The sequence below is a fragment of the Blastococcus saxobsidens genome (assembly GCF_010682065.1).
GTDB classification, from domain to species: Bacteria; Actinomycetota; Actinomycetes; order Mycobacteriales; family Geodermatophilaceae; genus Blastococcus; species Blastococcus saxobsidens_B.
Window position 1 is genome coordinate 77,336 of sequence record NZ_JAAGWG010000016.1, and the last position, 22,850, is coordinate 100,185.

A 22,850-nucleotide genomic window follows, 5' to 3' on the forward strand; every position below is an offset into this window, starting at 1 on the left:
GGTCCGCACCGTGCACCCGCAGGAATGACCGCCCCGGCGACGGCGCTGCACCGGGCATGGCAGCCGCCGAGCCGCTCACCCTCTTCAACGTCGCCGATGCCGCCCAACCCGCTGCTGCGGGTGCGCCGGGTCTACGCCGAGCCCGCGGCCCTGGAGTCGCCCCGTGGCCGTCAGGTGCTGGGGCGGTTCCCGGACGCCGCGGTCGTCGAGGTCCCCTCCCACTGGCAGATCCCGGAGCTGCACGGCAACGACGAGCTCGTGGACCGCTGGGTGCGCGTCACGACCGAGACGCTGGTCCTCGGCGTCCGCAAGGGCCTGGTCACCCGTCCCAACGGCCGGTCCGCCGACTTCATCGCCCCGGGCCTCTCGAACGGCTGCGCGATGGCCTGCGCCTACTGCTACGTGCCCCGGCGGAAGGGCTTCGCGAACCCGATCACGGTGTTCACCAACATCGAGCAGATCACCGCGCACCTGCGGCGGCACGTCGCCCGCCAGGGGGTCAAGCCCGAGCCGGACCAGTGCGACCCCTCGGCCTGGGTCTACGACATCGGGGAGAACAGCGACTGCTCCGTCGACGCGCTGGTCAGCGACAACGTGGCCGACCTGGTCGCCACCTTCCGGGGGCTGCCCACGGCCAAGGCCTCCTTCGCGACCAAGTACGTCAACCGGCAGCTGCTGGACCTGGACCCGGCCGGGCGCACCCGCATCCGGTTCTCGGTCATGCCGGACGACGACGCGCGGGTCCTCGACGTGCGCACCAGCCGGGTCGCCGAGCGGATCGCGGCGGTGGACGACTTCGTCGCAGCCGGGTACGAGGTGCACCTGAACCTCTCCCCCGTCGTGCTCCGCGACGGGTGGGAGACGGCGTGGGCCGAGCTGCTGCGGCAGCTGGACGACGGCCTCGGACCGGCCGCCAAGGCCCAGGCTGCCGCCGAGGTGATCATGCTGACCCACAACGAGGCGCTGCACGAGGTCAACCTCGGGTGGCACCCGACGGCGGAGCGGATGCTGTGGCGACCCGAGCTGCAGGAGGCCAAGCGCAGCCAGAACGGCCAGGACAACGTCCGGTACCGGGGCGCGGTGAAGCGGGCGGCCCTCGACACCCTCCGGGGGCTGCTGGCGGTGCACGCCCCCTGGTTGCGCGTGCGGTACGCGTTCTGACGCTGACCGCGCTGTCGTGTCGACATGACCACATATCGACCGAACGCATGCGGATGGTGACGCTCGGTGTGAGACTCTGACGGCGTGGGGTCCTGCCGCCCCCACACGGGGGATGTCGCGGCTCGAGGGGGAACTGGTGCCGGAGAAGAGCTCCGGGGTGCCTGCGGCGACGTTGCTGGCCGCACTCCCGGACACGGTCGTCGTCGCCGACGCCCTGGGGCGGGTCACCTACGTGAACCCCGCGGTGACCCGACTGCTCGGATGCGAGCCGGCGGACCTGCTCGGCCGGAACCTCACCGAGATCATGCCGCCGCGGTTCCGCACGGGGCACGGGAGCCACATCACCCGGTTCCTCACCACCGGCACCGGCGAGCTGGTCGGGCACACGACCCAGCTCCCCGCACTGCACGCCGAGGGGCACGAGGTGTCGATCGACGTGACGCTGGCCGGCGTCCAGCCCGCTCCCGGGACACCCCCCGACCAGGCCTCGGTGGTGGGGGTGCTGCGCGACGCGAGCACCACCATCCTGCTCGAGCGGCAGCTGCAGGTGAGCCGCTACCTGGCGGCCACCCTGCGGGTGACCGCCGCACTCACCGAGGCCCCTGACGCCGACGTCGCCTTCCACCAGCTGCTGCCCATGCTCCGCACCGAGCTGGACTGGGACGCGGCCCTGCTGTGGCAGCCCGACGAGCGCGGACGGCTCGTGCACGCCGGCACCTGGACCACCGCTCCCGTCACGGCCCCCGCCCTGGCCGCCGACTCGGAAGGGCGCTCGTTCCGGCGCGGCGAGGGCCTGCCCGGACTGGCCTGGCAGCGGCGGGTGCCGGTGGTGGTCGAGAACCTCCAGTCCGACGACCGGGTGGTGCGTCGTGAGGCGGTGCGCGCGGACGGCCTGAGCACCGGGGTGGCCTTCCCCGTGCTGCGCGGGGGCGAGCTCCTCGCCGTCTGCGAGCTGTTCTCCGCCGAACCGAGGCCGGTGCCTCCCGAGCTGCTGGAGGTGCTCTCCCACGCCGGTCGGCAGATCGGCCAGTTCCTCGGCCGACTGCGGGCCGAGTCCGACGTCCGCGAGCTCGCCGACACCCTGCAGCGGAGCCTGCTGCCCTCCCATCTCCCGACCATCCCCGGCGTCCAGCTGGCCGCTCGGTACCGGCCCGGCGGCGACACCGCACTCGTCGGCGGGGACACCTACGACGTCATGCCGCTGCCCGACGGCCGGTGGATGGTGCTGATCGCCGACGTCTGCGGGACCGGCGCCGAGGCGGCCGCCGTCACCCGGCACACCGCCCGCGCGGCCGCGGCCTCGGGCAACCCGGCGGAGATCCTCGCGGCCGTCAACAGCGCTCTGCTGCACGAGCAGGGCCAGGCGCCGCTGCGCTTCGTCACGGCCTGCTGCCTGGTGCTGGAGCCGGTCCCCGACGGGCTCCGGGTGGACCTCAGCGTCGCCGGCCACCCGCTCCCGGTGCTGCGCAGCACCGCCGGCGAGACCTGCGAGGTCGGCGTCGCCGGCCGGCCGCTGGGCATCGACCCCGAGGTGACGTTCGACGGGTCCACCCTGGACCTGCCCGCGGGCTCCACGCTCGTGCTCTACACCGACGGGGTCACCGAGGCGCGGGACGACGCCGGGCACCAGTTCGGCGAGGACGCGCTGCTCCGGGTCGTCGCCGGCGCCCCTGTCGACGCCGAGGCGACGGTCGGGGCGGTGGCCGCGGCGGTGGAGCAGCAGCTGGTCGGATCGCGCCACGAGCACGACGACCTCGCCGTCCTGGCGCTCACCATCCTCCGCTGACTCCCGCGGGGACGACAAGCTCGCTTGACATCGCCGCGGGTGTCAAGGATGCTTGTCCCGACAAGGACACTTGACACGGCGAGGTGCCGATGAAGAACGACGTGCGGGACCTCCGCACCGCAGCGGGGCTCTCCCAGCGTGAGCTCGCCGACGTCCTGGACGTCTCCCGGCAGACGGTCAACTCGATCGAGACCGGCCGCTACGACCCCTCGCTGCCCCTCGCCATCGCCATCGCCCGGCACTTCCGCCGCCCTGTGGAGGAGATCTTCCATGTCGACTGACCTGCGCCCCGGCCAGAAGAAGGCCCTCGCCATCGGGGTGGGCGTCGCCACCCTCACCCTGGCCCTCGTGCTCGGCCTGCTCCTCGTCGAGCACGGTCCCGGCAACATGGGCAAGGGCTTCCTGAGCGGCGCCGCCGTCGGCCTGGTCGGCGCCGCCGTCATGGTGTGGCGGGCGTCCGCCGGCAAGGGCCGGGCCACCACCTTCGAGCGCGCCTGGACCCAGACCGGCGACGAGCGGGACGACGCGGTGCTCACCCGGGCGCTGGCCGTCCTGGGCCTGCTGGCCTTCCCGCTGACCGGCGCCGCGACCGTGGCCATCGGCCTGGGCGCGACCGTCTACATGGTGCTGACGCTGCTGCTGGTCGCGCAGGCCGCCGTCGGGGCGGTCTCCTTCGTCGTCATCAACCGCCGGAGCTGACGGGCTCACCGGACGGCGGCAGGTCCCGGACCGCGGCCTTCACTACGGTGGAGCGGTGGCGCGGGTCGTGGTGGTGGGCGCCGGGCTCGGCGGGCTGTCGGCCGCGGCCAGGCTGGCCGCCCTCGGCCACGCCGTCACCGTGCTGGAGCAGGCGCCCGAGGTCGGCGGGAAGCTCGGCTGGTTCAGCCGCGACGGGCACTCCTTCGACACCGGGCCCAGCCTGGTCACCCTGCCGCAGGTGCAGCGCGACCTCTTCGCGGCCACCGGCGCCCGGCTCGAGGACGCCGTCGACCTGGTGCGGCTGGACCCGGCCGTCGGCTACCGCTTCGCCGACGGCACCGCGCTCTCGATGCCCGGCCGGCTCGACGCCGTCCCGGCGGCCCTCGACGACGCGCTGGGCGCCGGCGCCGGCCGGCAGTGGAGCGCCCTGCTCGACCGGGCCGCGGCCATGTGGCGGATCAGCGAGCAGCCGTTCCTCCGCACCCCGCTGGAGGGGGCCGCCACCCTCGCCCGGCTGGCCCGCCGGCCCGGCGACGTGCGGGCCATCGCCCCGTGGCAGTCGCTGCGCGGGCTGGGCGAGCAGTACCTGCGCCACCCCCACCTGCGCACCCTGCTCGACCGCTACGCCACCTACTCCGGCTCCGATCCGCGACGCGCGCCCGCGGTGCTCGCCACCGTGCCCTACGCCGAGCAGGCGTTCGGCTCCTGGTACGTGCGTGGGGGCCTGCACCGGCTGGCCCTGGCCGTGCTCGAGCGGGCCGTCGCCCACGGCGCCGTCGTCCGGACCGGGTGCACCGTGGGCCGGGTGCTGCTGGACGGCGGGCGGGTCGCCGGCGTCGAGCTGACCGACGGCGAGCGGGTGGCCGCCGACGTCGTGGTCTCCGGCGTGGACGCCGCCGCCCTGCACACCGACCTGCTGCCCGACGACCGGCGGACCCGCACCGCCCGCCGCGACCTCGGCAGGGCCACGCCCTCGCTGTCGGGGTTCGTCCTGCTGCTCGCGCTGCGCGGCCGGACCCCGGGGCTCGCCCACCACACCGTGCTGTTCCCCGACGACTACGACGCCGAGTTCGACGCGGTGTTCGGGGCGGGCCGGCACGCGGGGCGGCCGGTGCCGGTTGCCGACCCCACCGTCTACGTCAGCGCGCCCGACGACCCCGCGCTGGTGCCCGACGGCGACAGCGAGTCGTGGTTCGTGCTGGTCAACGCCCCCCGGCACGACCCGGGCGGCGGGGTGGACTGGAACTCCCCGGGCCTCGCCGAGCGGTACGCCGACCGCGTCCTGGAGGTGATGGCCGGTCGCGGCCACGACGTCCGCGACCGGGTGCGCTGGCGGGTGGTGCGCACCCCGGCGGACCTGGCGCGGGACACCGGCAGCGTGGGCGGGTCGATCTACGGCACGTCGAGCAACGGCAGCCGGGCGGCCTTCCTGCGCCCGGCCAACGCCTCGAAGGTGCCGGGCCTGTTCCTCGTCGGCGGGTCCGCCCACCCCGGGGGCGGCCTGCCCCTGGTCGGACTCTCGGCGCAGATCGTGGCGGGGCTGGTCGGACCGGCCTGAGCCCGGGCGGCCCGTCGCCCGCTCAGGCCCGCGCGGCCCCGTAGCCGAGCAGCGCCGCCAGCCCGAGCGCGCTGCGCGGGGCGTAGGCGGCCCGCCAGAGACCACCGTGCGCGGCCTCGTGGGCCTCGTCCTGCCACGGGTGCGCGTGCGTCGGCCCGCCGCCGGTGTGCAGGTCGTGCACCAGCAGGGCGGCCATCAGCACGTTGGCCGTCGCCGGCTCGAAGATCTCGACGCCGAAGCGGTGCGCGCCGGCGTAGGCCGCGGCCAGCGCCCGGTTCTTCACCACCGACCGGGTGCGCGTCGGCGGCGCCACGTTCATCGAGACCGTGCTGCCCGACGCGCGGGCCACCGTCGCCCGCCACCGCTGCAGCCGCTTGGCCAGCGCGTAGTTGGGTCCCTGCTGGGCCACCAGGCTGTCGGCGATCCCCGGGTCGGCGCCGGGCAGGTACGCGCGGCGCAGCAGCCGCCCCCCGGACACCGTGCGCAGTGGCCGGCCGAGCAGCTTCGCCGTCCCGGACCGGGCGGCGTAGGCCCGCGCGGACTGCGCCACGGCCTCGGCGGGCACGGCGAAGACGTCGGTCGGTGTCGCGAGGAAGGCCAGGGCGACCTCGGGCCGCGCTGCGCTCAGCCGGACCGTCAGCGCGTCCACGGCCGTGGAGACCCGGACGTTCGTGGCGCCGTCGGCGTAGACGTAGTTGCCCAGGACGGGCCGCCCCGGCAGGCCCGCGATCCAGTCGGCGACCGCCGGGACCTCGGCGATGAGATCACCGCCCGCACGGCGCGGATCGACCTCCGCACCCGGGCCGTCCGTGGGCACCAGCAGCGTCCCGGCTCCGGCCCGGGCGGTGTCGAGCACCCGTTCCCACAGCGGCGCGCGCGGCAGGTCGACCCCGGCGACGCGGGCACCCCAGCGCAGCAGCGCGGTCAGCGGCCCCATCTCCGCGCCGGCGCCGAGCACCACGACGGTGCTGTCCGGCAGCGCGAGCCAGTCGGGGTTGGCCGCCACCGTCCGCACCGCCTCGGCGCAGGACGGCTCCACCACGCCGCGCTCGACCCAGCGGTCGAGCCGGCGCAGCAGCGCGTCGCCGCGCAGCCGGTCCCCGGAGAAGGGCAGCGAGAGCTCCCGCTCCGGCTCGGCGGTACCGGTCACCTCCACGGTGCGCAGCGTCCGCCCGGCGGGCGCCGTGGCCAGGGCCGCCAGCGCGGTCTCGCCGTCCGGCCCGGCGACCCGCATGCGGGCGTGCAGCGAGTCGAGCCCCGCCGCGGCGATGGAACGGGCCGCATCGGCCGACGGCAGCCCCGCCTCGACCAGCCGTCGGAAGTGGGTCAGGTAGCCCGCCCGCCAGTTCGTCTCCTGCTCCGCGGCCAGCGCGCCGGCCGCGTCGGCCGGGCGCAGCGCGTCCGCGACGACGGCGCGGCCCAGCGCGCCCGTGCTCCGCCGCCCGTCGGGCCCGGCGGGGAACCGGACCCCGAGGTCGTCGTCAGCCACGGTCGATCACCACGACCACAGCATCTCTCGCGGCGGCGCATTCCGGCATTCCGGGAACGGCAGGGAACGACGCGGCCCCGGCGCCGGCGGGAGCCGACGGCCGGGGCCGTGTGTGTCGTGCGCGGGTCCGCCGGGGAGGCGGACCCGAGGGTCAGCTGGTCGCGCCCTTGAGGGCCTCGGACAGCGCCGCTGCCTCGTCGGGCGACAGCTCGACCACCAGGCGACCGCCGCCTTCCAGCGGAACCCGCATGACAAGGCCGCGCCCTTCCTTGGTGACCTCGAGGGGACCTTCACCCGTGCGCGGCTTCATGGCCGCCATGCGTGCCTCCTTCGCCAGCCGCGCCCCTGCCTCGTGAACAGGCGCGCGGTGTCCGATGCTGTGAGCTCCGCAGCAATGATCCCGTATGACCGCGCTCCGTCCAACACGGGGCCTGTACGGGTGACATCAGGGGCGCGCCCGGAAGCAGTCGGCGACGTGGTCGTCCACCATCCCGGTGGCCTGCATCAGCGCGTAGGCGGTGGTCGGCCCGACGAACACGAAGCCGCGGCGCTTGAGTTCCTTGGCCATCGCGACCGACTCGGCACTGGTGGCCGGGACGTCGGCGAGCGTGGCGGGCCGGGGCCGCGACCCGTTCGGGGCGAAGGACCACAGCAGTTCCGACAGCCCGCCCGGGAGCGCCTGCGCGGCGCGGGCGTTACCGATCGCCGCCCGGATCTTGGCGCGGTTGCGCACGATCGCGGCGTCGGCCATCAGCCGCTCCTCGTCGGCCGGGGTGAACTCCGCGACCCCGTCGATCGCGAAGCCGGCGAACGCCGCCCGGAACGCCGGCCGCTTGCGCAGGATGGTGATCCAGGACAGCCCCGACTGGAAGGCCTCGAGGCAGAGCCGTTCGAAGAGCGCGTCGTCCCCGCGCAGGGGCACCCCCCACTCCTCGTCGTGGTACGTCACGTACTCGGGGGTGCTGGTCGCCCAGCCGCACCGCTGCCTGTCCGGCTCCACCCGGCAGACGCTAGCGGCGGCCGCCGACAGCTCCTGCGCGGATCAGCCCAGCGGGGAGGAGACGACCCCGGTCCCGAGGTCCTTGAGGTAGAGGTCGCGGAGGCGGTTGGTGTCGGCCGACACCAGCGCCTGCGACGTCGTCACCACGACGCGGTCGGCGGTGAGCGCGGTCAGCCGGCCGTACTCCGAGGACATGACCGAGCCGATCGGCCCACCGGTGACGCGACCGTCGGCGTCGGTGGTCACGTGCACGAGCGGGCCGGCGACCCCGCCGGCCAGGTCGCGCCGGTAGTGGTCGGTGTGCCCGTTGGTGTCCGCGGGCAGCTGGCCCGACGCGGTGGCGAAGAAGGCGTGGCGGCCGGTGGGGTCCAGCTCGACCTGGTGCTCCCAGACGGTCTGCTGGCCGTTGCCCAGCGGGAGGACCGCGCGCGTCGTGAGGTCGATCCGGTACGCCAGACCGGTGCTGCCGGCGGCCCCCGGGGTGGACGTGGCGATCCGGGACGCCGTCACCAGCGCGACGTACCGGCCGTCGTCGCTGATGGCGATGTCACCGGCGTCCCGGAAGACGCCGAACTGCACCGCTCCCCCGGGCCGGGGGACCGCGGAGACGACCACCAGCTCACCGGCCCCCGCGCCGGAGAGGGTCTTGCGGTGGAGCAGCACGGTGCCGTCGGGCGCCGCGGCGGGGAAGAGCGCGAAGCGGCCGTCCGGCGTGATCTCCAGGGCCGGCCCGGTGGCCGCACCGAGGTCGCCGCCGGCCGTCGTCGTCGAGACCCGGGTGACGACGCCGGTGGAGAGCCGCTTGGCGAAGAGGTCGGTGCGCCCGTTGGTGTCCCCGGCGACGAGGTCGCTGCGGTCGGAGTAGAAGAGCACGAGGTCGCCGTCCGCGGAGAGCGCCACCGGCGGGCTCGTCGCGTACACCGAGCTGCCGGGATGGAGCACCGCGCCCGCGGTCGTGCCGTGCGCCCGGCCGCCGGCGGGCACGCTCACCAGCGACCAGGTCGCGCTCGCGGTGTCGTACCGGTAGACGTCGGGCTGCCCGTTGGTGTCGCCCGGGACGAGGGCGGCCCGCGTGGCCAGGGCGATGGTCCGGCCGTCGGCGCTGATCGCCGGGGCGCTGGTGTTCGTCGGGTCGGTGGCGCCGGACGCCGCCGCCGGCAGCGGCGCGAGGCGCCGGGCGGTGCCGGCCGTCCGGTCGAGCAGGTGGAGCTCGTAGGCGGTGTTGGTGTCCGCCGCCTCCAGCCGGGCGGCGGTGCCGACGACGACGTACCGCCCGTCGGCGCTGACCGCGAGCCCACCGCTCTCGCCCGCACCCTGGACCGGCACCGCCGGCGAGGCGGGCACCACGGTCGCGGCCGTCGACGGGGCGGAGACGTTGCCCCCGGCGTCCACGGCCACCACGGTGAACCGGTACGTCGTGCCGTTGACCAGCCCCGGGACGGCGACCTGGGTGGTCGGTGCGTCGACGGTGGCCGCGACCGTGCCGTCCTGGCGGAGCACCCGGTGGCCGACGACGTCGGGATCGGCCGGCGCCGTCCAGGCGAGGACTGCCCGGCGGTCGCCCGGGGTCGCGGTGAGGTCGGTGGGCGCGGCGGGTGCCATGTCCCGCGGGGTCGCAGCCGCCGTCGCCGAGGTGGCCGACCGGTTGCCGTGCCCGTCGACGGCGACGAGCGAGTAGCTGTAGGTCACGTCGTTGGTCCGCCCGGTGTCGGTCCACGCCGTGCCGGTCACGGTGGCGACCTCCACGCCGTCGCGCAGCACCCGGTAGCCCGCCACGTCCGGCTCGCCGTTCGCCGTCCAGCCGAGCACGACCTGGCGCTCCCCCGCCTCGGCGACCAGTCCGCTCGGCGCGGCTGGGGGCGTCAGGTCGGTGGGGGTGGCCGGCACGGCGGGACCCGCCGGTGACCGGTTGCCGCTGTCGTCCACGGCGACCAGCGAGAAGCGGTAGGTGACGTCGTTGACCAGCCCGGTGACGACGTGGGTGGTGCCTGTCACGGTGGCGATCTCCACGCCGTCGCGCAGCACCCGGTAGCTCGCCAGGTCCCGTTCGCCGTTGGCCGCCCACGTCAGGGTGACCCGGGAGTCGCCGCGGGTCGCGACGAGCCCGGTGGGGGCGACCGGTGCTGTCACGTCGGTCCGCGAGGTCACCGGAGCGCTGGGCACCGACCGGTTGCCGTGCGTGTCGACGGCGACGAGGGTGTAGCCGCTGCCCGCCCGGCCCGAGGCGTCCCGGTGGGAGGTCCCGGTCACGGTGGCGATCTCCACGCCGTCGCGCAGCACCCGGTAGCTCGCCAGGTCGGGCTCGCCGTTCGCCGTCCAGCTGAGCAGGTTGTCCCCCGCGGGACGGTCCACGGACAGGCCCGTGGGCGTCGCCGGTGCGGTGAGGTCGGTGGGGGTCGCCGACACCTCGGCCGACCGGGCCGACCGGTTGCCGGAGGTGTCCACCGCGACCAGCGAGAAGGCGTAGGCGGTGTCGTTGACCAGACCGGTGACGTCGTGGGCGGGACCGGTCACCGAGGCGATCTGCACGCCGTCGCGGAACACCAGGTAGCCGGCGAGGTCGGGCTCCCCGTTCGCCGACCAGGTCAGGGCGACCCGGCCGTCCCCGCGGGTCGCCGCCAGACCGGTCGGCACGGCGGGGGGCGTCGTGTCGAGCGGCGTCGCGGACACCACCGCGGAGGCCGCCGAGCGGTTGCCGTGGCCGTCCACCGCGAGCACCGCGTAGCCGTACGTGCGGCCACTGAGCAGACCGGTGTCGGTGTGCGTGGTGCCGGGAACCGTGGCGAGCTCCACGCCGTCACGCAGCAGCAGGTAGCCGGCCACGTCGGCGTCGGCGACGGGCGACCAGGACAGCGCCACCTCGCGGTCGCCCGGCGTGGCCGTGAGGCCGGTCGGGGTCGCCGGGGCGCCGAGGTCCGTCGGCGTCGCGGGCACCGCCGACGAGGACACCGAGACGTTCCCGTGGGCGTCGACCGCGGCCAGGGTGTACCGGTAGGTGGTGTCGTTGGTCAGCCCCGTGTCGGTGTGGGCCGTGCCGCCGGCGACCGTGGCGATCGCCACCCCGTCCCGGCGCAGCTCGTAGGAGACGACGTCGGGCTCGGCGTTCGCCGTCCACGACAGCTCCACCCGCGTGTCCCCGCGCACCGCCGTGAGGCCGGTGGGGGCCGCGGGGGCGGTCAGGTCGGTCGGCGTGACCGACACCGGGGACGACGGGGCCGACCGGTTCCCGTGGGTGTCGACGGCGACCACGGTGTAGACGTAGGTCCGGTCGTTGACCAGCCCCTCGTCGACGTGCTCGGTGGCGGTTCCGGCCGCCACGTCGACGCCGTCGCGCAGCAACCGGTACCCGGCGAGGTCGGGCTCCCCGTTCGGGTTCCAGGACAGCCCGGCGCGGCCGTCCCCCCGGCCGCCGATCAGCCCGGTGGGCGCCGCGGGCGGCGTCAGGTCGGTCGGCGTCGCGCTCGCAGCCGGTGTCGAGGGGGCCGACCAGTTCCCCGACGTGTCGCGCGTCTGCACGGCGTAGGCGTAGGCGACGTCGTTGACGACCGCGGTGTCGGACCACTGGGCGGTGGCCCGGCCGGGGAGCACGGCGGAGACCGGGACGCCGTCCCGGAGCACCCGGTAGGCGTCGGCGTCGGGGTCGGCGGTGTTCGGGGTCCAGGACAGGTCCACCCGGCCGTCCCCGCGCACGGCGGCCACGCCGGCCGGCGCGGCCGGTGCCACGGCGTCCCGGGGGATCCCGGTCGCCGGGGCGCTGGCCTGAGACCCCGTCGTCGGCAGGCCGAGGAAGGAGGAGCGGGTGACCACGGTGACCACGTAGGAGCGGCCGTTGACCAGGCCGGCGAGCGTGGCCGACGTCGTGGTCGGGGTGGCCACCCGCACGCCGTCGAGGTGGACGTCGTAGCCGGTGACGGCCTCCCCGGCCGGGGCGGTCCAGGAGACGACGAGTGCCCGGTCGGCGCTCGCGGCCACCACGGCTGTGGGCGGGGCCGGGTCGGTGGCGCTGGCCAGGAGCAGGTCCGGAGCGGGCGGCGGCGAACCGGTACCGGGCAGGACGAGGGCGGCCGCGACCAGCAGTCCGAGGAGTCCGCGCAGCAGCGGGCCACGCCGGCGGTCGCCGACGGAACCGACCGACCGCTGCACCGACGCCTCCCTGGGCGCCCGGGATCCGAAGGGCTGCCGCTCCCCCTTCTCGGCACCGGTCGTGCCTGCCTTGAGCCGGGCCGCCGGATCGATGTCCCGCGTCCGGCGTCCGCCTGCGAGACGGCCGGGTCCACTACGGTCCGCCAGGTGACCGCGGTGGCCGAGGCGCAGCAGGGCCGGAGCGCGCCTCCCCGCCCGGCCGGCTCGGCGCTGGTGGCGCTGGGGGCCGCCGTCGCCGCGGTGCTGCTCGCGCTCGCCGGCCGCTACGGGTACCACCGCGACGAGCTGTACTTCCTGCGCGCGGGGTCCGAGCCCGCGGCCGGCTACGTCGACCAGCCGCCCCTCACCCCGTTCGTGGCCGCTGCCATGGACGCGCTGGCACCGGGGTCGCTGGTCGCGCTGCGGCTGCCCTCGGCGCTGGCGGCCGGCGCGGTGGTGGTGCTGACCGGCCTGCTGGCGCGCGAGTTCGGGAGCGGCCGCACCGCGCAGCTGTTCGCCGCGGCGTGCATGGCGGTGTCCTCGGTGCTCCTCGCCGTCGGCCACCTGCTGTCGACGACGACGTTCGACCTGCTGTTCTGGACGCTGCTGTCCTGGTTGCTGGTGCGGGCCGTCCGCGACGGCGGTCCGATCTGGCTCGTGGTGGGCGGCGTCGCCGGGCTGGCCCTGCTGAACAAGCTGCACCCCGCCTTCCTGCTGGCCGCCGTGCTGCTCGGCCTGCTGGCGGCCGGCCCCCGGCGGGCGCTGCGCTCCCCATGGCCGTGGGCGGCCGGCCTGGTGGCGCTGGCGGTGTGGTCGCCGAACCTGGTCTGGCAGGCGAGGAACGACTGGCCCCAGCTGGCGCTGGCCGAGGCGATCGCCGCCGGCAGCTCGGGCACCAGCGAGCCCTGGTACCTGTTCGTGCCCTTCCAGCTGGTGCTGGTCAGCCCGCTGCTGTTCCCGGTGTGGATGGCCGGGTGGTGGCGGCTGGCCCGGGACCCGCAGCTGCGGACCTGGCGCTCCTTCGCGCTCGCCTACGCGCTCCTCGCCGGGCTCTTCCTGGTCACCGGTGGCAAGCCGTACTACCTGGCCGGGCTGTACCCGCTGCTGCTGGCCGCCGGCGCCGACCCGGCGCTGCGCTGGGCCCGGCGGCGGGGTGGCCGGGCACGGCGGACCCTGCTGCCCGTCCTGGCGCTGAGCCTCGCCGTCTCCGCCGTCCTGATGCTGCCCGTGCTCCCCGCCCGCTGGCTGGCCTCCACCCCGGTGCCGGCCGTCAACTACGACGCCGGTGAGACGGTCGGCTGGCCGAGATTCGCCGAGGCCGTCGAGCGGGCCGCCGACGAGCTGCCGGCGGGCGAGCGCGCCGTCGTCCTCACCGGGAACTACGGCCAGGCGGGCGCCGTGGACCGCTACGCCCCGCAGCTCGGTCCGGCCTACAGCGGCCACAACTCCTACTGGACGTGGGGACCGCCACCGGAGGACGCGTCGGCCGCCGTCGTCGTGGGTCTGCCGCGGGAGCAGCTGGAGCGCTGGTTCGGCTCCGTACGGGCGGCCGGCAGCGTCGACAACGGCGTCGGGCTGGACAACGAGGAGCAGGGCGCGACGGTCTGGCTGGCCACCGACCGCCAGGTCCCCTGGTCGCGGATCTGGCCCGAGCTGCGCCGGCTGGCCTGAGTCAGCGCGCGGCGGCGTCCACGGCCTCGACGCTGGGCTCCGGCCGGGGTGCGCTGCGCCGGGTGGCCAGGACGCACCCGACCAGGACCAGCGGCAGGCCCAGGGCGATGCCGAGGGTGAACGGCTCGTCGAGGAGCCAGACGCCCAGCAGCACCGCGACCACCGGGTTCACGAAGGTGATGACCAGCGCCCGCTGCGGGCCGACCTCGCGGATCAGCACGAAGAACAGCGCCAGGGCCACCGCCGTGCAGAGCACGCCGAGCGTGACGAGGGAGACCACCGCGTCGGTGGAGGCGCCGGTCACCTCCCCCAGCCGCGGGAGGGCGAACGGCGCGTAGACCACCGCGGTGACGAACAGCGCCACCGAGCTGGCCGCCACCCCCGGGACCTCGGGCAGTGCCCGGGTGACGATCAGCGGCGCCGTCGCGTAGCCGACCACGACCAGCGCCACGGCGAGGATCGGCAGCAGCTGCGCGCCCTCCAGGTCCAGCCCGAGCAGCACGGCGATCCCGACGACGCCGATGCCCATGCCGAGCAGGCGGACCGGGGTGAGCCGCTCCTCCTCACCGGCCAGGCGGGCGGCCAGCGCGGCGGCGAACGGCACCCCGGCGACGAGCAGGCCGGTCAGCGAGCTCGACAGCGTCTGCTCCGCCCAGGACAGCAGCAGCCAGGGGCCGGTCATCTCCAGGACCGTGAAGGCCAGCAGCGGCTTCCAGTGCCGCAGCGCCGGCCGCAGCTGCCCGCGGGCGATGGTCCACGGCAGCAGCAGGGCCGCGCCGACCACGCAGCGGGCGAAGACCACGACCACCGGCGACACCTCGCCGACGGCCACCTTGATCAGCAGGTAGGGCACGCCCCAGATCAGCGACATCGCCAGGAACAGCACCCAGCCCCGGCGGCTCACGCCGCTCCCCCGCCCGTCCCGGCCGCGTTCCGCACCCGGTGATGATCGCCCATGGCCCTGACGGTTCCCGACGTCACCACTCCAGGCGGACGCCCACCTCGATGGCGATCGCGAGGAGCACCGAGGCGGCCAGCCACGGACGGCGGGCACGGGCCGGCAGGAACGCCGTCGCAGTCAGCACCCACAGCTCGAACGGCAGCCAGATCCGCTCGGTCTCGCCCCGCACCACCCCCGTGAGGTCGGCGAACAGCACGCCGGCGAGCGCCGCTCCCGCCAGCACCGCGAGCCGGGTGCGGCGCAGGGCCCCGAGACCGGCGACGGCGGCCGGCCCGACGGCCATGATCCCGGCCGCGATGTTGGCGAACGCGAAATAGCTCCACGGCCGGTTGGTGAGCGCCTGGCCGGTGGCCAGCCGGGCCTGGGTGGCGGCCAGCCCGTCGAACCACCAGTAGCCGCCCAGGGCGAACAGCGCGACGACGACCAGCGTCCCGGCGGCGCCCAGCACGAGGACCCGGAGCACGCGACCCCAGCCGATCCGCCGGTGCTGCACCACCACCACGGCAGCGGCCAGCGGCGCGATCGCCGCCAGGCCGAAGGAGAGGAACAGCCCGACGCCCAGCAGCAGTCCCCCGCCCAGCGCCGCGGCATCCCGCCGGCGCCCGGGTTGGCCGGTGGCCGCCACGGCCACCAGCGCGATGCCCCAGGCGCTCACGAAGGTGAAGAACGCGTCGGCGCTGGTGGCGACCCACAGCGCCGCGGGCGCGAGCACGAGGAACGGGGCGACGACGCGGGCGGCTGCCTCGTCCGCGACCGCACGGACCCCGACCAGCACGGCCGGGACGGCGAGCGCCCCGCCGGCGATGCAGAGCACCGCGGCCCAGCCGAGCCCGCCCAGCCCCACCCGGTCGAGCAGCACGAAGGTGAGCAGCGCCCCCGCCGGGTGCCCGCTGACGTGCGCGGTCCACGCGTCCGGGGAGTCCGGCGGCATGGCGTCCAGGAACGTGCTGAGGAAGGTCGCGAGCGACTCGACCTTGGGCACCTCGGCCGGGTACTCGTAGATCGATCCCAGGGGCTCGGTCAGCCGGCCCCAGCCGCTGCTCAGCGCGAGGGCCACCGCCCAGACGGCCGCCCCGGCCGCGGACGCCCACAGCAGCGGCCGCCAGCGCAGCCGGGCCGCCAGCCCGGGGGCCCAGAGGATGCCGGCGAGCCCGACGAGGACGGGGAGGAGCACCCGGGGGGTCAGCACCACGTCGGGGTCGCCGCGCAGGACGTAGTTGTCGAGCAGGCGCAGGTCGGTGCCGCTCTCGGTCAGCCGCATGCCGACGAGGTGGACCCCGACGACGAACAGCGCCGCGCCGGCGACAGCCAGCAGCGACCGGCGGGTGCGCGCCGCCCCGGTCGCACGCTCGGGAGCGGGACCGGTGGTCGATTCCCCGGTGATCACCGTGCCCACCCTGCGGAGCCTAGGAGCCGTTCCGGGCCGCCGCCTTCCGGCGAGGGAGGCGTCAGGCGGTGAAGGTCGCGGCGAACGCCGCGAACCGCCGCAGCGACCAGCGGATGCCGACCAGCGCGAACGGCTTCACCAGCACCCAGCCCACCACGCCCAGCAGCCCGTAGGGCAGGTACAGCCGCTCGGTCCAGACGAAGGTGGAGCCGGTGCCCCGCTTCTCGATCCGGAAGATCCCCGGGCCACGCACCAGCCGCCCGGTGTGCTGCACCTCCACCAGGCGCGGCGGGTCCCACTTCGTGATCACCATGGTGTCGAGCAGCCCGACGTGCCGCCCACCGGGCAGCGGCAACCCGGTGCGGGCGGCCAGGCGCCCACCGACGCCCTGGGCCGGGCCGGCGACGGTGCGGACGTCGGTGGCCACCATCCACTCGCCCTGCCGGGTCCAGGCGGTCAGCGCGGCCCACACCTGCTCGGGCGGTGCGTCGACGTCGATCCGCTCCTCGAGCTCAGGCATCGCGGTCCACCCCTCCGTCGTGCAGGGCCGCCCCCGGGTCGGTGGGTGCCTCCTGCTGCGTTCGCGCACCGAGCTCGGCCCGCAGGCCGGCGATCTCGGTGTCGCGCTGGTCCAGCGTCCGTGCGAGCTGGTCGAGCAGCCAGTCGACCTCGGCCATCCGGTAGCCGCGCGCCGTGACGGTCATCCGCAGGGCCCGCACGTCGTCGGCGGTCACCGCACGCTCCACGGGCAGCTCGACCGGTGACCGGCCGGGATCGGCCGGCGGCTGGGTCTCCCCCCGGCCGAGCACGACCGACGCCAGCAGGAACAGCACCCCGCCGACCAGCAGGACGACGACCACGAACAGGACGAACGACAGCACGTCAGGCGTCGGACGGGCCGGTGTCGATCGGTGCCCGCATGCCCCCGCCGCTGTCCCCTGCCTGGCGCGACGCCTCGGCGGCCTGGATGACCGCCACGGCCTCGGCGACGTCGTCGGTCACCGTGATGAGGTCGAGGTCCCTCGGGCTCACGGTGCCCTCGGCGACCATCGTCTCGCGGATCCAGGCGAGGAGGCCCGACCAGTAGGCGGTGCCCAGCAGGACCACCGGGAAGCGGGTGACCTTCCGGGTCTGCACCAGGGTGAGGGCCTCGAACAACTCGTCGAGGGTGCCGAAACCGCCGGGCAGGATCACGAACGCCTGCGCGTACTTGACGAACATCGTCTTGCGCACGAAGAAGTAGCGGAACGAGATGCCGATGTCGACCCACTCGTTGAGCTCCTGCTCGAACGGCAGCTCGATGCCCAGGCCGACCGACATGCCACCGGCGTCGCAGGCCCCCTTGTTGGCGGCCTCCATGGCTCCCGGCCCACCGCCGGTGATCACCGCGTACCCGGCCCGCGCCAGCGCGGCGCCCAGCTCGACCCCGGCCGCGTAGTGCGGGTGGTCGCGCGGGGTGCGCGCGCTGCCGAAGACGCTGACCGCCCGCGGAAGCTCGGCGAGCAGCCCGAAGCCCTCGACGAACTCCGAGGTGATCCGCATGACCCGCCACGGGTCGGTGTGCACCCAGTCGGCCGGACCCCGGCGGTCCAGCAGCCGCTGGTCGGTGGTGCTGTCCTGGTTCTTCGGGTCCGGCTCGCCGCCGCGCAGCATCACCGGCCCCTTGTGCCGGGCGGTCCGGCGACGGCCCTCGGACGGTGGCGTGGTCATGAGCTGCTCCCGGACAGGTAGGCGGTGAGGGCGTCGACTGCGGGCTGGAGCCGGTCCACCAGGACGTGCTCCTCCCGGGTGTGGGCCAGCTGGGGGTCCCCCGGGCCGTAGTTGATCGCCGGGATGCCGAAGGCGGCGAACCGGGCGACGTCGGTCCAGCCGAGCTTGGCCCGCGCCGGGCGCCCGACGGCGGCGATGAAGGCGGCGGCGGCCGGTTCGGCGAGGCCCGGCAGCGCTCCGCCGGAGTTGTCCACGACGGCCAGCGTGGCGCCGGCGGCGATCGCCTCGGCGAAGACCTCCCGGACGTGCGCCTCGGCGGCGTCCTCGTCCCGGTCGGGGGCGTAGCGGAAGTTCACCGTCAGGGACGCCTCGTCGGGGATGACGTTGCCGGCGACGCCGCCGGCGATCCCGACGGCGTTGAGCCCCTCGCGGTAGGTGCAGCCGTCGATCTCCACCTCGCGGGGGCGGTAGGCGGCCAGCGCCGCCATCGCCCCGGCCAGCCCGTGGATCGCGTTCTCCCCCAGCCAGCTGCGCGCGCTGTGCGCCCGCCGGCCCTTCGTGGAGAGCACCGCCCGGAGCGTGCCCTGGCAGCCGGCCTCGATCTCGCCGTCGGTCGGCTCGAGCAGGATCGCGAGGTCGCCGTAGAGCCAGCCGCGGCGCTCCCGCGCCACCCGGCCGAGCCCGTTCTTCACCGCCTCGACCTCTTCGTTGTCGTAGAAGACGAACGTCAGGTCGGAGGCGGGCTGCGCGCCGGGGACGCCGAACCGCGCCGCCAGCGCGAGCATGACCGCGTCGCCGGACTTCATGTCGCTGGTGCCGCAGCCGTGGAGGCGGCCGGTCGCCTCGTCCAGCCGGCTCGGCACGTTGTCGGCGATGGGCACCGTGTCCAGGTGGCCGGCGAGGACCACCCGCGTGGGCCGGTCGAGGTTCGTGCGGGCCAGGACGGCGTCACCGATTCGCTCCACCTCCAGGCCGCCGAGCGCCCGCAGCGCCGCCTCGACCGCGTCGGCGAGCGCGGTCTCGCTCCCGGACACCGACGGCGCGTCGACCAGCGCACGTGTCAGGGAGAGGACGTCGGAGGAGAGATCCAGTTCTGGCACGGCGCTCACGCGGGCGAGCCTATGCGCCGCCCGACCGCCCGGCCGCGCCGACGCGGGGTGCGGCTCGGTAGCGTCGTCGCCGTGACTGACGCAGCGTCCGCCCCCGTCTCCGCCGTCGCCGCTGGGCTGGCGACCGTCACCCCGTCCGGCACGGTGCTCGACACCTGGTACCCCGAGCCCCGGCTCGGGGCGCCCGCGGGCGCTGCCACCGGGACGAGCCGGCTCGGCGCGCTGGAGCTCTCCGGCGAGCTGGGCCCGGACTACGGCGGCCTGGTCCGCCGCGACGAGGCCCGCGGCGTGGAGGTCATCGCCGTCCGCACCGTCATCGCCGACCTGTCGAAGCCCCCGGCCGACACCCACGACGTGTGGCTGCGGCTGCACCTGCTCTCGCACCGGCTGATCCGGCCGCACGACGCGAACCTGACCGGCGTCTTCGGCCTGCTCACCAACGTCGCCTGGACCAGCGCCGGGCCGGTCGAGGCGGCAGGCTTCAACGCCCACCGGCTGCGCGCCGCCGTCGGCCACGTGACCGTGTTCGGCGTCGACAAGTTCCCGCGGATGGTCGACTACGTCATCCCCACCGGAGTGCGCATCGCCGACGCCGGCCGGGTCCGCCTCGGGGCGCACCTGGCCGAGGGCACCACCGTCATGCACGAGGGCTTCGTCAACTTCAACGCCGGCACGCTCGGCCCCTCGATGGTCGAGGGCCGGATCAGCGCCGGCGTCGTCGTCGGGGCCGACAGCGACATCGGCGGCGGCGCCTCGATCATGGGCACGCTCTCCGGTGGCGGCACGGAGGTCATCTCGATCGGCACCGGCTGCCTGCTGGGTGCCAACGCCGGCATCGGCATCTCGCTGGGGAACGACTGCATCGTCGAGGCCGGCTGCTACGTCACCGGGGGCTCGCGGGTCACGCTGCCCGACGGCTCGGTGGTCAAGGCTCGGGAGCTGTCGGGCCGCGACGGCCTGCTGTACCGCCGCAACAGCGTCAGCGGTGCGCTCGAGGTCATCGTCCGCAAGGGCACCTGGGGCGCGCTGAACGCGGAGCTGCACGCCAACTGACGGCGCTTCCAGGGAGCTGTCAGGTTCGGAACCTACAGTTGGCCGCGATGGCCGACACCCGTACCGCGACGCACGCCGCCGCGGGCCGGACCCGCAGCAGCACCCGGCGGCGGTCCCCCGGTAGCCGCGGCAACGCTCGCCGCCGACCCGCGCGGCGGGGACCCGCCGGCCGCCGGAGCTCCGGCGGGATCCAGGGCATCGCCCGCTGGTGGCCGGCGCTCCTGGTCGCCGCGGCGGTCCTCGCGGGCGTCGCCTGGGGCACCGAGCGTGCGGTCCCGACCGGCGCCTGCACCTTGCCCGGCTCGTCGGTGACCCTTTCCGAGGAGCAGATGGCGAACGCGGCCACCATCGCGGAGGTCGGCTGGAACCGGGGCCTCCCCGACCGGGCGGTCGTCATCGCGCTGGCCACGGCGATGCAGGAGTCCACCATGCGCAACCTCGACTACGGCGACCGGGACTCTCTCGGCCTGTTCCAGCAGCGCCCGTCGCAGGGTTGGGGCACACCTGAACAGGTGCAGGATCCCGTCTACGCAGCCGGCCAGTTCTACGACCGTCTGGTGCAGGTGCCCGACTGGGAGACCGGCGAGCTGACCCTCGTGGCCGACGCCGTCCAGAGAAGCGCGTTCCCGCTGGCCTACGGACGGTGGTCGACCTTCGCCGAAGAGCTCACCGGCGCACTCCACCCTGCTGCGGGTGCCGAGCCGCCATGCGCGTGATGGACCGCGCTTTTCCGCGGAAACCCACGGGTGAGTTTCCGCGGAAAAGCGGGGAGGTGGGTCAGGACTCGAGGATGGCGACGACGCCTTGGCCGCCGGCGGCGCAGAAGGAGATCAGGCAGCGCTTGCCGGGGCCCGCCTGGTGCAGGGTCTTCGGGCCTGGCACCTGAGCCGTGGCGTCCGCCACAGTTCCGTCCGATTCCGTCCCTCCCCGGAGGGACATCCCGGGCCGGGCGCTCAATGAACGCCACCCCGGCACCGACTGCTGGGCCATGACGATCGCGTCCCACGACTCCCCGCAGGCGGACCCCGCCCCCGCTCCTGCGGTCACCGACATGCCGGTGCTGCTGCCCACCCGCGAGGACCTGCTGGAGCGGCTCGCCGCCGAGCTGCCCTCCTCCGGCGAGCAGCCGACCACGCTCCTGGTCATCGGCCTCCTCCGCCGCGACGACGGCTGGCCGACCCCGACGAGCACCCTGGCCCAGGTTACCCAGCTGTTCGCCCGCTCCGTCCGCGGCGACGACTGGCTCGGCGCCTCCGGGGCGGCCGAGTTCGGCATCGTCCTCGCCGGCCCCACGACCGCTGCCGAGGTCGCCGGCGCGCGCCTGATCGCCTCGATCACGGCGCTCGGCGTCCCGGGGCTCACGGCCGCGGCCGGCTACGCCACGCTGCTGCCGGAGCTCTCCGCGAGCGAGGTGTTCCGGCGGGCCACGCTGAGCCTCACCGCCGCCCGCCGCGTGGGCGCCGGCACCGTCATCCGGTACCGCGAGCCCGTCTGAAGAAGGAGCCCCTGCCACCCACGGCTCGCACGCTCGCCGTGGGCCCCTGCAGGGGCCTAGCGCAGGCGCTCCACGGCGGCGTCGATCCGTTCGTCGCTGGCGGTCAGCGCCAGCCGGACGTGGCGGGCGCCGGCCGACCCGTAGAAGCTCCCGGGGGCGGCGACGACGCCGAGCCCGGCGAGCCGGTCGATGGTGGTCCAGCAGTCCTCGTCCCGGGTGGCCCACAGGTACAGGCCCGCCTCGGAGTGGTCGATGCGCATGCCCGCGCCCCGCACGGCGGCTGCCAGCCGGTCGCGGCGACCGCGGTAGCGCTCGCGCTGGGCGTCCACGTGTTCGTCGTCGTCCAGGGCCGCGACCATCGCCGCCTGCACGGGCGCCGGGACCAGCAGCCCCAGGTGCCGGCGCACCTCCCACACCCGGCGCACCAGCGCCGGGTCACCGGACAGCAGACCGCCGCGGTAGCCGGCGGCGGTCGACTGCTTGGACAGCGAGTGCACCGCGAGCAGACCGGTGTGGTCGGCCCCGGCGATCGCGGGGTGCAGGATCGACCGCGGGGTGACGTCCCAACCCAGGGTGATGTAGCACTCGTCGGCGACGACCGGCACCCGGTGCGCCCGGCCCCACTCGACCCACGCCCGGAGCTGCTCGTCGGTCAGGACCCGGCCGTGCGGATTGCCCGGGGAGTTCAGCCAGACCAGCGAGATCCCGGCGGCCTCGGCCGGAGGTGCGTCGCAGCGGCGCACGGCCAGCCCCGCCAGGACCGCGCCCACCTCGTAGGTGGGGTAGGCGACCTCGGGGACCAGCACGGTGGTCGCACCGCCCTGCAGGCCCAGCAGCGTGGGCAGCAGCGCGACGAGCTCCTTGGAGCCCACCGTCGGGATGACCGAGGGTTCGGCCCCGCCCGGATCGGCGACCTCGACCCCGAGCCGGCGCGCCAGCCAGCCGGCGGCGGCGGCCCGCAGCGCGGACGTCCCCAGGGCGGTCGGGTAACCCGGCGCGTCAGCCGCGGCGGCGAGCGCCTCGCGGAGCACAGCCGGCGTGCTGTCGACCGGCGTGCCGATCGACAGGTCGACCACCCCGCCGGGGTGCTGGGCGGCACGCGCCCGCGCCCCGGCGAGGGAGTCCCACGGGAAGTCCGGCAGCGCTCGCGGCGCGCCGGGCACCGGAGCGGTCAGTGGCCTTCGCCCTGCGGCGGCAGAGCGGCCACCAGCGGGTGATCCTTGTTGATCTTCCCGGTCTTGGCGGCGCCGCCGGGGCTGCCCAGGTCGGAGAAGAACTCCACGTTGGCGTTGTAGAAGTCCTTCCACTTGTCCGGGACGTCGTCCTCGTAGTAGATGGCCTCCACCGGGCACACCGGCTCGCAGGCGCCGCAGTCCACGCACTCGTCGGGGTGGATGTAGAGCATCCGGTCGCCCTCGTAGATGCAGTCCACCGGACACTCGTCGATGCACGCCTTGTCGAGAACGTCGACACAGGCCTGGGTGATGACGTAGGTCACGGGGTTCCCTCCCGGGGACGAACGGGGCGGCACCCTCGGCGAGGCCGGAGGCGCCAGATGCGCACCTAGTATCACTCCCGGCGTCGCGGCCCGTTCGACGGGCCACCCTGCCAGGGGACGCTCACCCGTACGGGGTGGGCCGGAGGTCCCC

The 22,850-nt window shown here is 75.4% G+C and carries 21 protein-coding genes; 9 read left to right on the forward strand and 12 right to left on the reverse strand.

Annotated elements, in window-relative coordinates; translation table 11 throughout:
- Window positions 1–96: 96 nt before the first annotated feature.
- From GCU60_RS12315 to GCU60_RS12335, 5 genes are all read left to right on the forward strand, one after another.
- Window positions 97–1,161, forward strand: a complete 1,065-nt coding sequence (locus GCU60_RS12315; protein ID WP_204261920.1) for a spore photoproduct lyase family protein — start codon at window positions 97–99, stop codon at window positions 1,159–1,161.
- A 112-nt stretch (window positions 1,162–1,273) separates the two neighbouring features.
- Window positions 1,274–2,947, forward strand: coding sequence for a SpoIIE family protein phosphatase (locus tag GCU60_RS12320; protein WP_204261921.1), 1,674 nt, complete (start codon window positions 1,274–1,276; stop codon window positions 2,945–2,947).
- Window positions 2,948–3,036: 89 nt separating this feature from the next.
- The gene (locus tag GCU60_RS12325) at window positions 3,037–3,228 is read left to right on the forward strand and encodes a helix-turn-helix transcriptional regulator (RefSeq protein ID WP_163205592.1); all 192 of its coding nucleotides are present in this window, start codon (window positions 3,037–3,039) and stop codon (window positions 3,226–3,228) included.
- Window positions 3,218–3,646: a hypothetical protein gene (locus GCU60_RS12330; RefSeq protein WP_163205594.1), complete on the forward strand. Its 429-nt coding sequence runs from the start codon at window positions 3,218–3,220 to the stop codon at window positions 3,644–3,646. Before GCU60_RS12325 ends, GCU60_RS12330 begins: the two co-directional genes overlap by 11 nt.
- A gap of 55 nt (window positions 3,647–3,701) precedes the next feature.
- Entirely contained in the window at window positions 3,702–5,204 is a 1,503-nt protein-coding gene (locus tag GCU60_RS12335; protein ID WP_163205596.1) for a phytoene desaturase family protein, read from the forward strand.
- 22 nt (window positions 5,205–5,226) lie between these two features.
- On the opposite strand, the gene GCU60_RS12340 is transcribed toward GCU60_RS12335, so the two are convergent.
- The 4 genes from GCU60_RS12340 to GCU60_RS21600 form a co-directional block, all read right to left on the reverse strand.
- The gene (locus GCU60_RS12340; protein ID WP_163205598.1) at window positions 5,227–6,693 is read right to left on the reverse strand and encodes a hypothetical protein; all 1,467 of its coding nucleotides are present in this window, start codon (window positions 6,691–6,693) and stop codon (window positions 5,227–5,229) included.
- Between the two features lie 151 nt (window positions 6,694–6,844).
- Entirely contained in the window at window positions 6,845–7,012 is a 168-nt protein-coding gene (locus GCU60_RS12345) for a DUF3117 domain-containing protein (protein WP_012947303.1), read from the reverse strand.
- Between the two features lie 126 nt (window positions 7,013–7,138).
- The gene (locus GCU60_RS12350; RefSeq protein WP_163205600.1) at window positions 7,139–7,693 is read right to left on the reverse strand and encodes a DNA-3-methyladenine glycosylase I; all 555 of its coding nucleotides are present in this window, start codon (window positions 7,691–7,693) and stop codon (window positions 7,139–7,141) included.
- A gap of 42 nt (window positions 7,694–7,735) precedes the next feature.
- Complete coding sequence (locus GCU60_RS21600; protein ID WP_163205602.1) at window positions 7,736–11,836, reverse strand: fibronectin type III domain-containing protein; 4,101 nt, start codon at window positions 11,834–11,836, stop codon at window positions 7,736–7,738.
- A 147-nt stretch (window positions 11,837–11,983) separates the two neighbouring features.
- Here GCU60_RS21600 and GCU60_RS12360 point away from each other — a divergent pair, with 147 nt between their 5' ends.
- Complete coding sequence (locus tag GCU60_RS12360; RefSeq protein ID WP_163205604.1) at window positions 11,984–13,486, forward strand: glycosyltransferase family 39 protein; 1,503 nt, start codon at window positions 11,984–11,986, stop codon at window positions 13,484–13,486.
- Between the two features lies 1 nt (window position 13,487).
- Here GCU60_RS12360 and GCU60_RS12365 read toward each other — a convergent pair whose 3' ends face one another.
- From GCU60_RS12365 to dapE, 6 genes are all read right to left on the reverse strand, one after another.
- Window positions 13,488–14,390 (reverse strand): EamA family transporter, encoded by a 903-nt coding sequence (locus GCU60_RS12365; RefSeq protein WP_163205606.1) that lies wholly within the window; start codon window positions 14,388–14,390, stop codon window positions 13,488–13,490.
- A gap of 73 nt (window positions 14,391–14,463) precedes the next feature.
- Window positions 14,464–15,843: a hypothetical protein gene (locus tag GCU60_RS12370; protein ID WP_163205608.1), complete on the reverse strand. Its 1,380-nt coding sequence runs from the start codon at window positions 15,841–15,843 to the stop codon at window positions 14,464–14,466.
- Window positions 15,844–15,895: 52 nt separating this feature from the next.
- The gene (locus GCU60_RS12375) at window positions 15,896–16,354 is read right to left on the reverse strand and encodes an SRPBCC family protein (protein WP_163205610.1); all 459 of its coding nucleotides are present in this window, start codon (window positions 16,352–16,354) and stop codon (window positions 15,896–15,898) included.
- Window positions 16,347–16,715, reverse strand: coding sequence for a DivIVA domain-containing protein (locus tag GCU60_RS12380; RefSeq protein ID WP_163205612.1), 369 nt, complete (start codon window positions 16,713–16,715; stop codon window positions 16,347–16,349). The genes GCU60_RS12375 and GCU60_RS12380 overlap by 8 nt, the downstream gene beginning before the upstream one ends.
- A gap of 1 nt (window position 16,716) precedes the next feature.
- Window positions 16,717–17,544 carry a TIGR00730 family Rossman fold protein gene (locus GCU60_RS12385; protein ID WP_163205614.1) on the reverse strand — a complete coding sequence of 276 codons (828 nt, stop codon included), beginning with the start codon at window positions 17,542–17,544 and terminating at the stop codon, window positions 16,717–16,719.
- Complete coding sequence (dapE, locus tag GCU60_RS12390; protein WP_163205616.1) at window positions 17,541–18,653, reverse strand: succinyl-diaminopimelate desuccinylase; 1,113 nt, start codon at window positions 18,651–18,653, stop codon at window positions 17,541–17,543. Before dapE ends, GCU60_RS12385 begins: the two co-directional genes overlap by 4 nt.
- Before the next feature lie 72 nt (window positions 18,654–18,725).
- On the opposite strand from dapE, the gene dapD reads away from it, so the two are divergent.
- From dapD to GCU60_RS12405, 3 genes are all read left to right on the forward strand, one after another.
- Window positions 18,726–19,706: a 2,3,4,5-tetrahydropyridine-2,6-dicarboxylate N-succinyltransferase gene (gene dapD / locus GCU60_RS12395; protein WP_163205618.1), complete on the forward strand. Its 981-nt coding sequence runs from the start codon at window positions 18,726–18,728 to the stop codon at window positions 19,704–19,706.
- Between the two features lie 47 nt (window positions 19,707–19,753).
- Window positions 19,754–20,422: a hypothetical protein gene (locus tag GCU60_RS21065; protein ID WP_163205620.1), complete on the forward strand. Its 669-nt coding sequence runs from the start codon at window positions 19,754–19,756 to the stop codon at window positions 20,420–20,422.
- 272 nt (window positions 20,423–20,694) lie between these two features.
- Window positions 20,695–21,201: a GGDEF domain-containing protein gene (locus GCU60_RS12405; RefSeq protein ID WP_163205622.1), complete on the forward strand. Its 507-nt coding sequence runs from the start codon at window positions 20,695–20,697 to the stop codon at window positions 21,199–21,201.
- Between the two features lie 56 nt (window positions 21,202–21,257).
- Here GCU60_RS12405 and dapC read toward each other — a convergent pair whose 3' ends face one another.
- The gene (gene dapC / locus GCU60_RS12410; protein ID WP_345770561.1) at window positions 21,258–22,364 is read right to left on the reverse strand and encodes a succinyldiaminopimelate transaminase; all 1,107 of its coding nucleotides are present in this window, start codon (window positions 22,362–22,364) and stop codon (window positions 21,258–21,260) included.
- Between the two features lie 8 nt (window positions 22,365–22,372).
- Complete coding sequence (gene fdxA / locus GCU60_RS12415) at window positions 22,373–22,699, reverse strand: ferredoxin (protein WP_091764542.1); 327 nt, start codon at window positions 22,697–22,699, stop codon at window positions 22,373–22,375.
- Window positions 22,700–22,850: the final 151 nt, after the last annotated feature.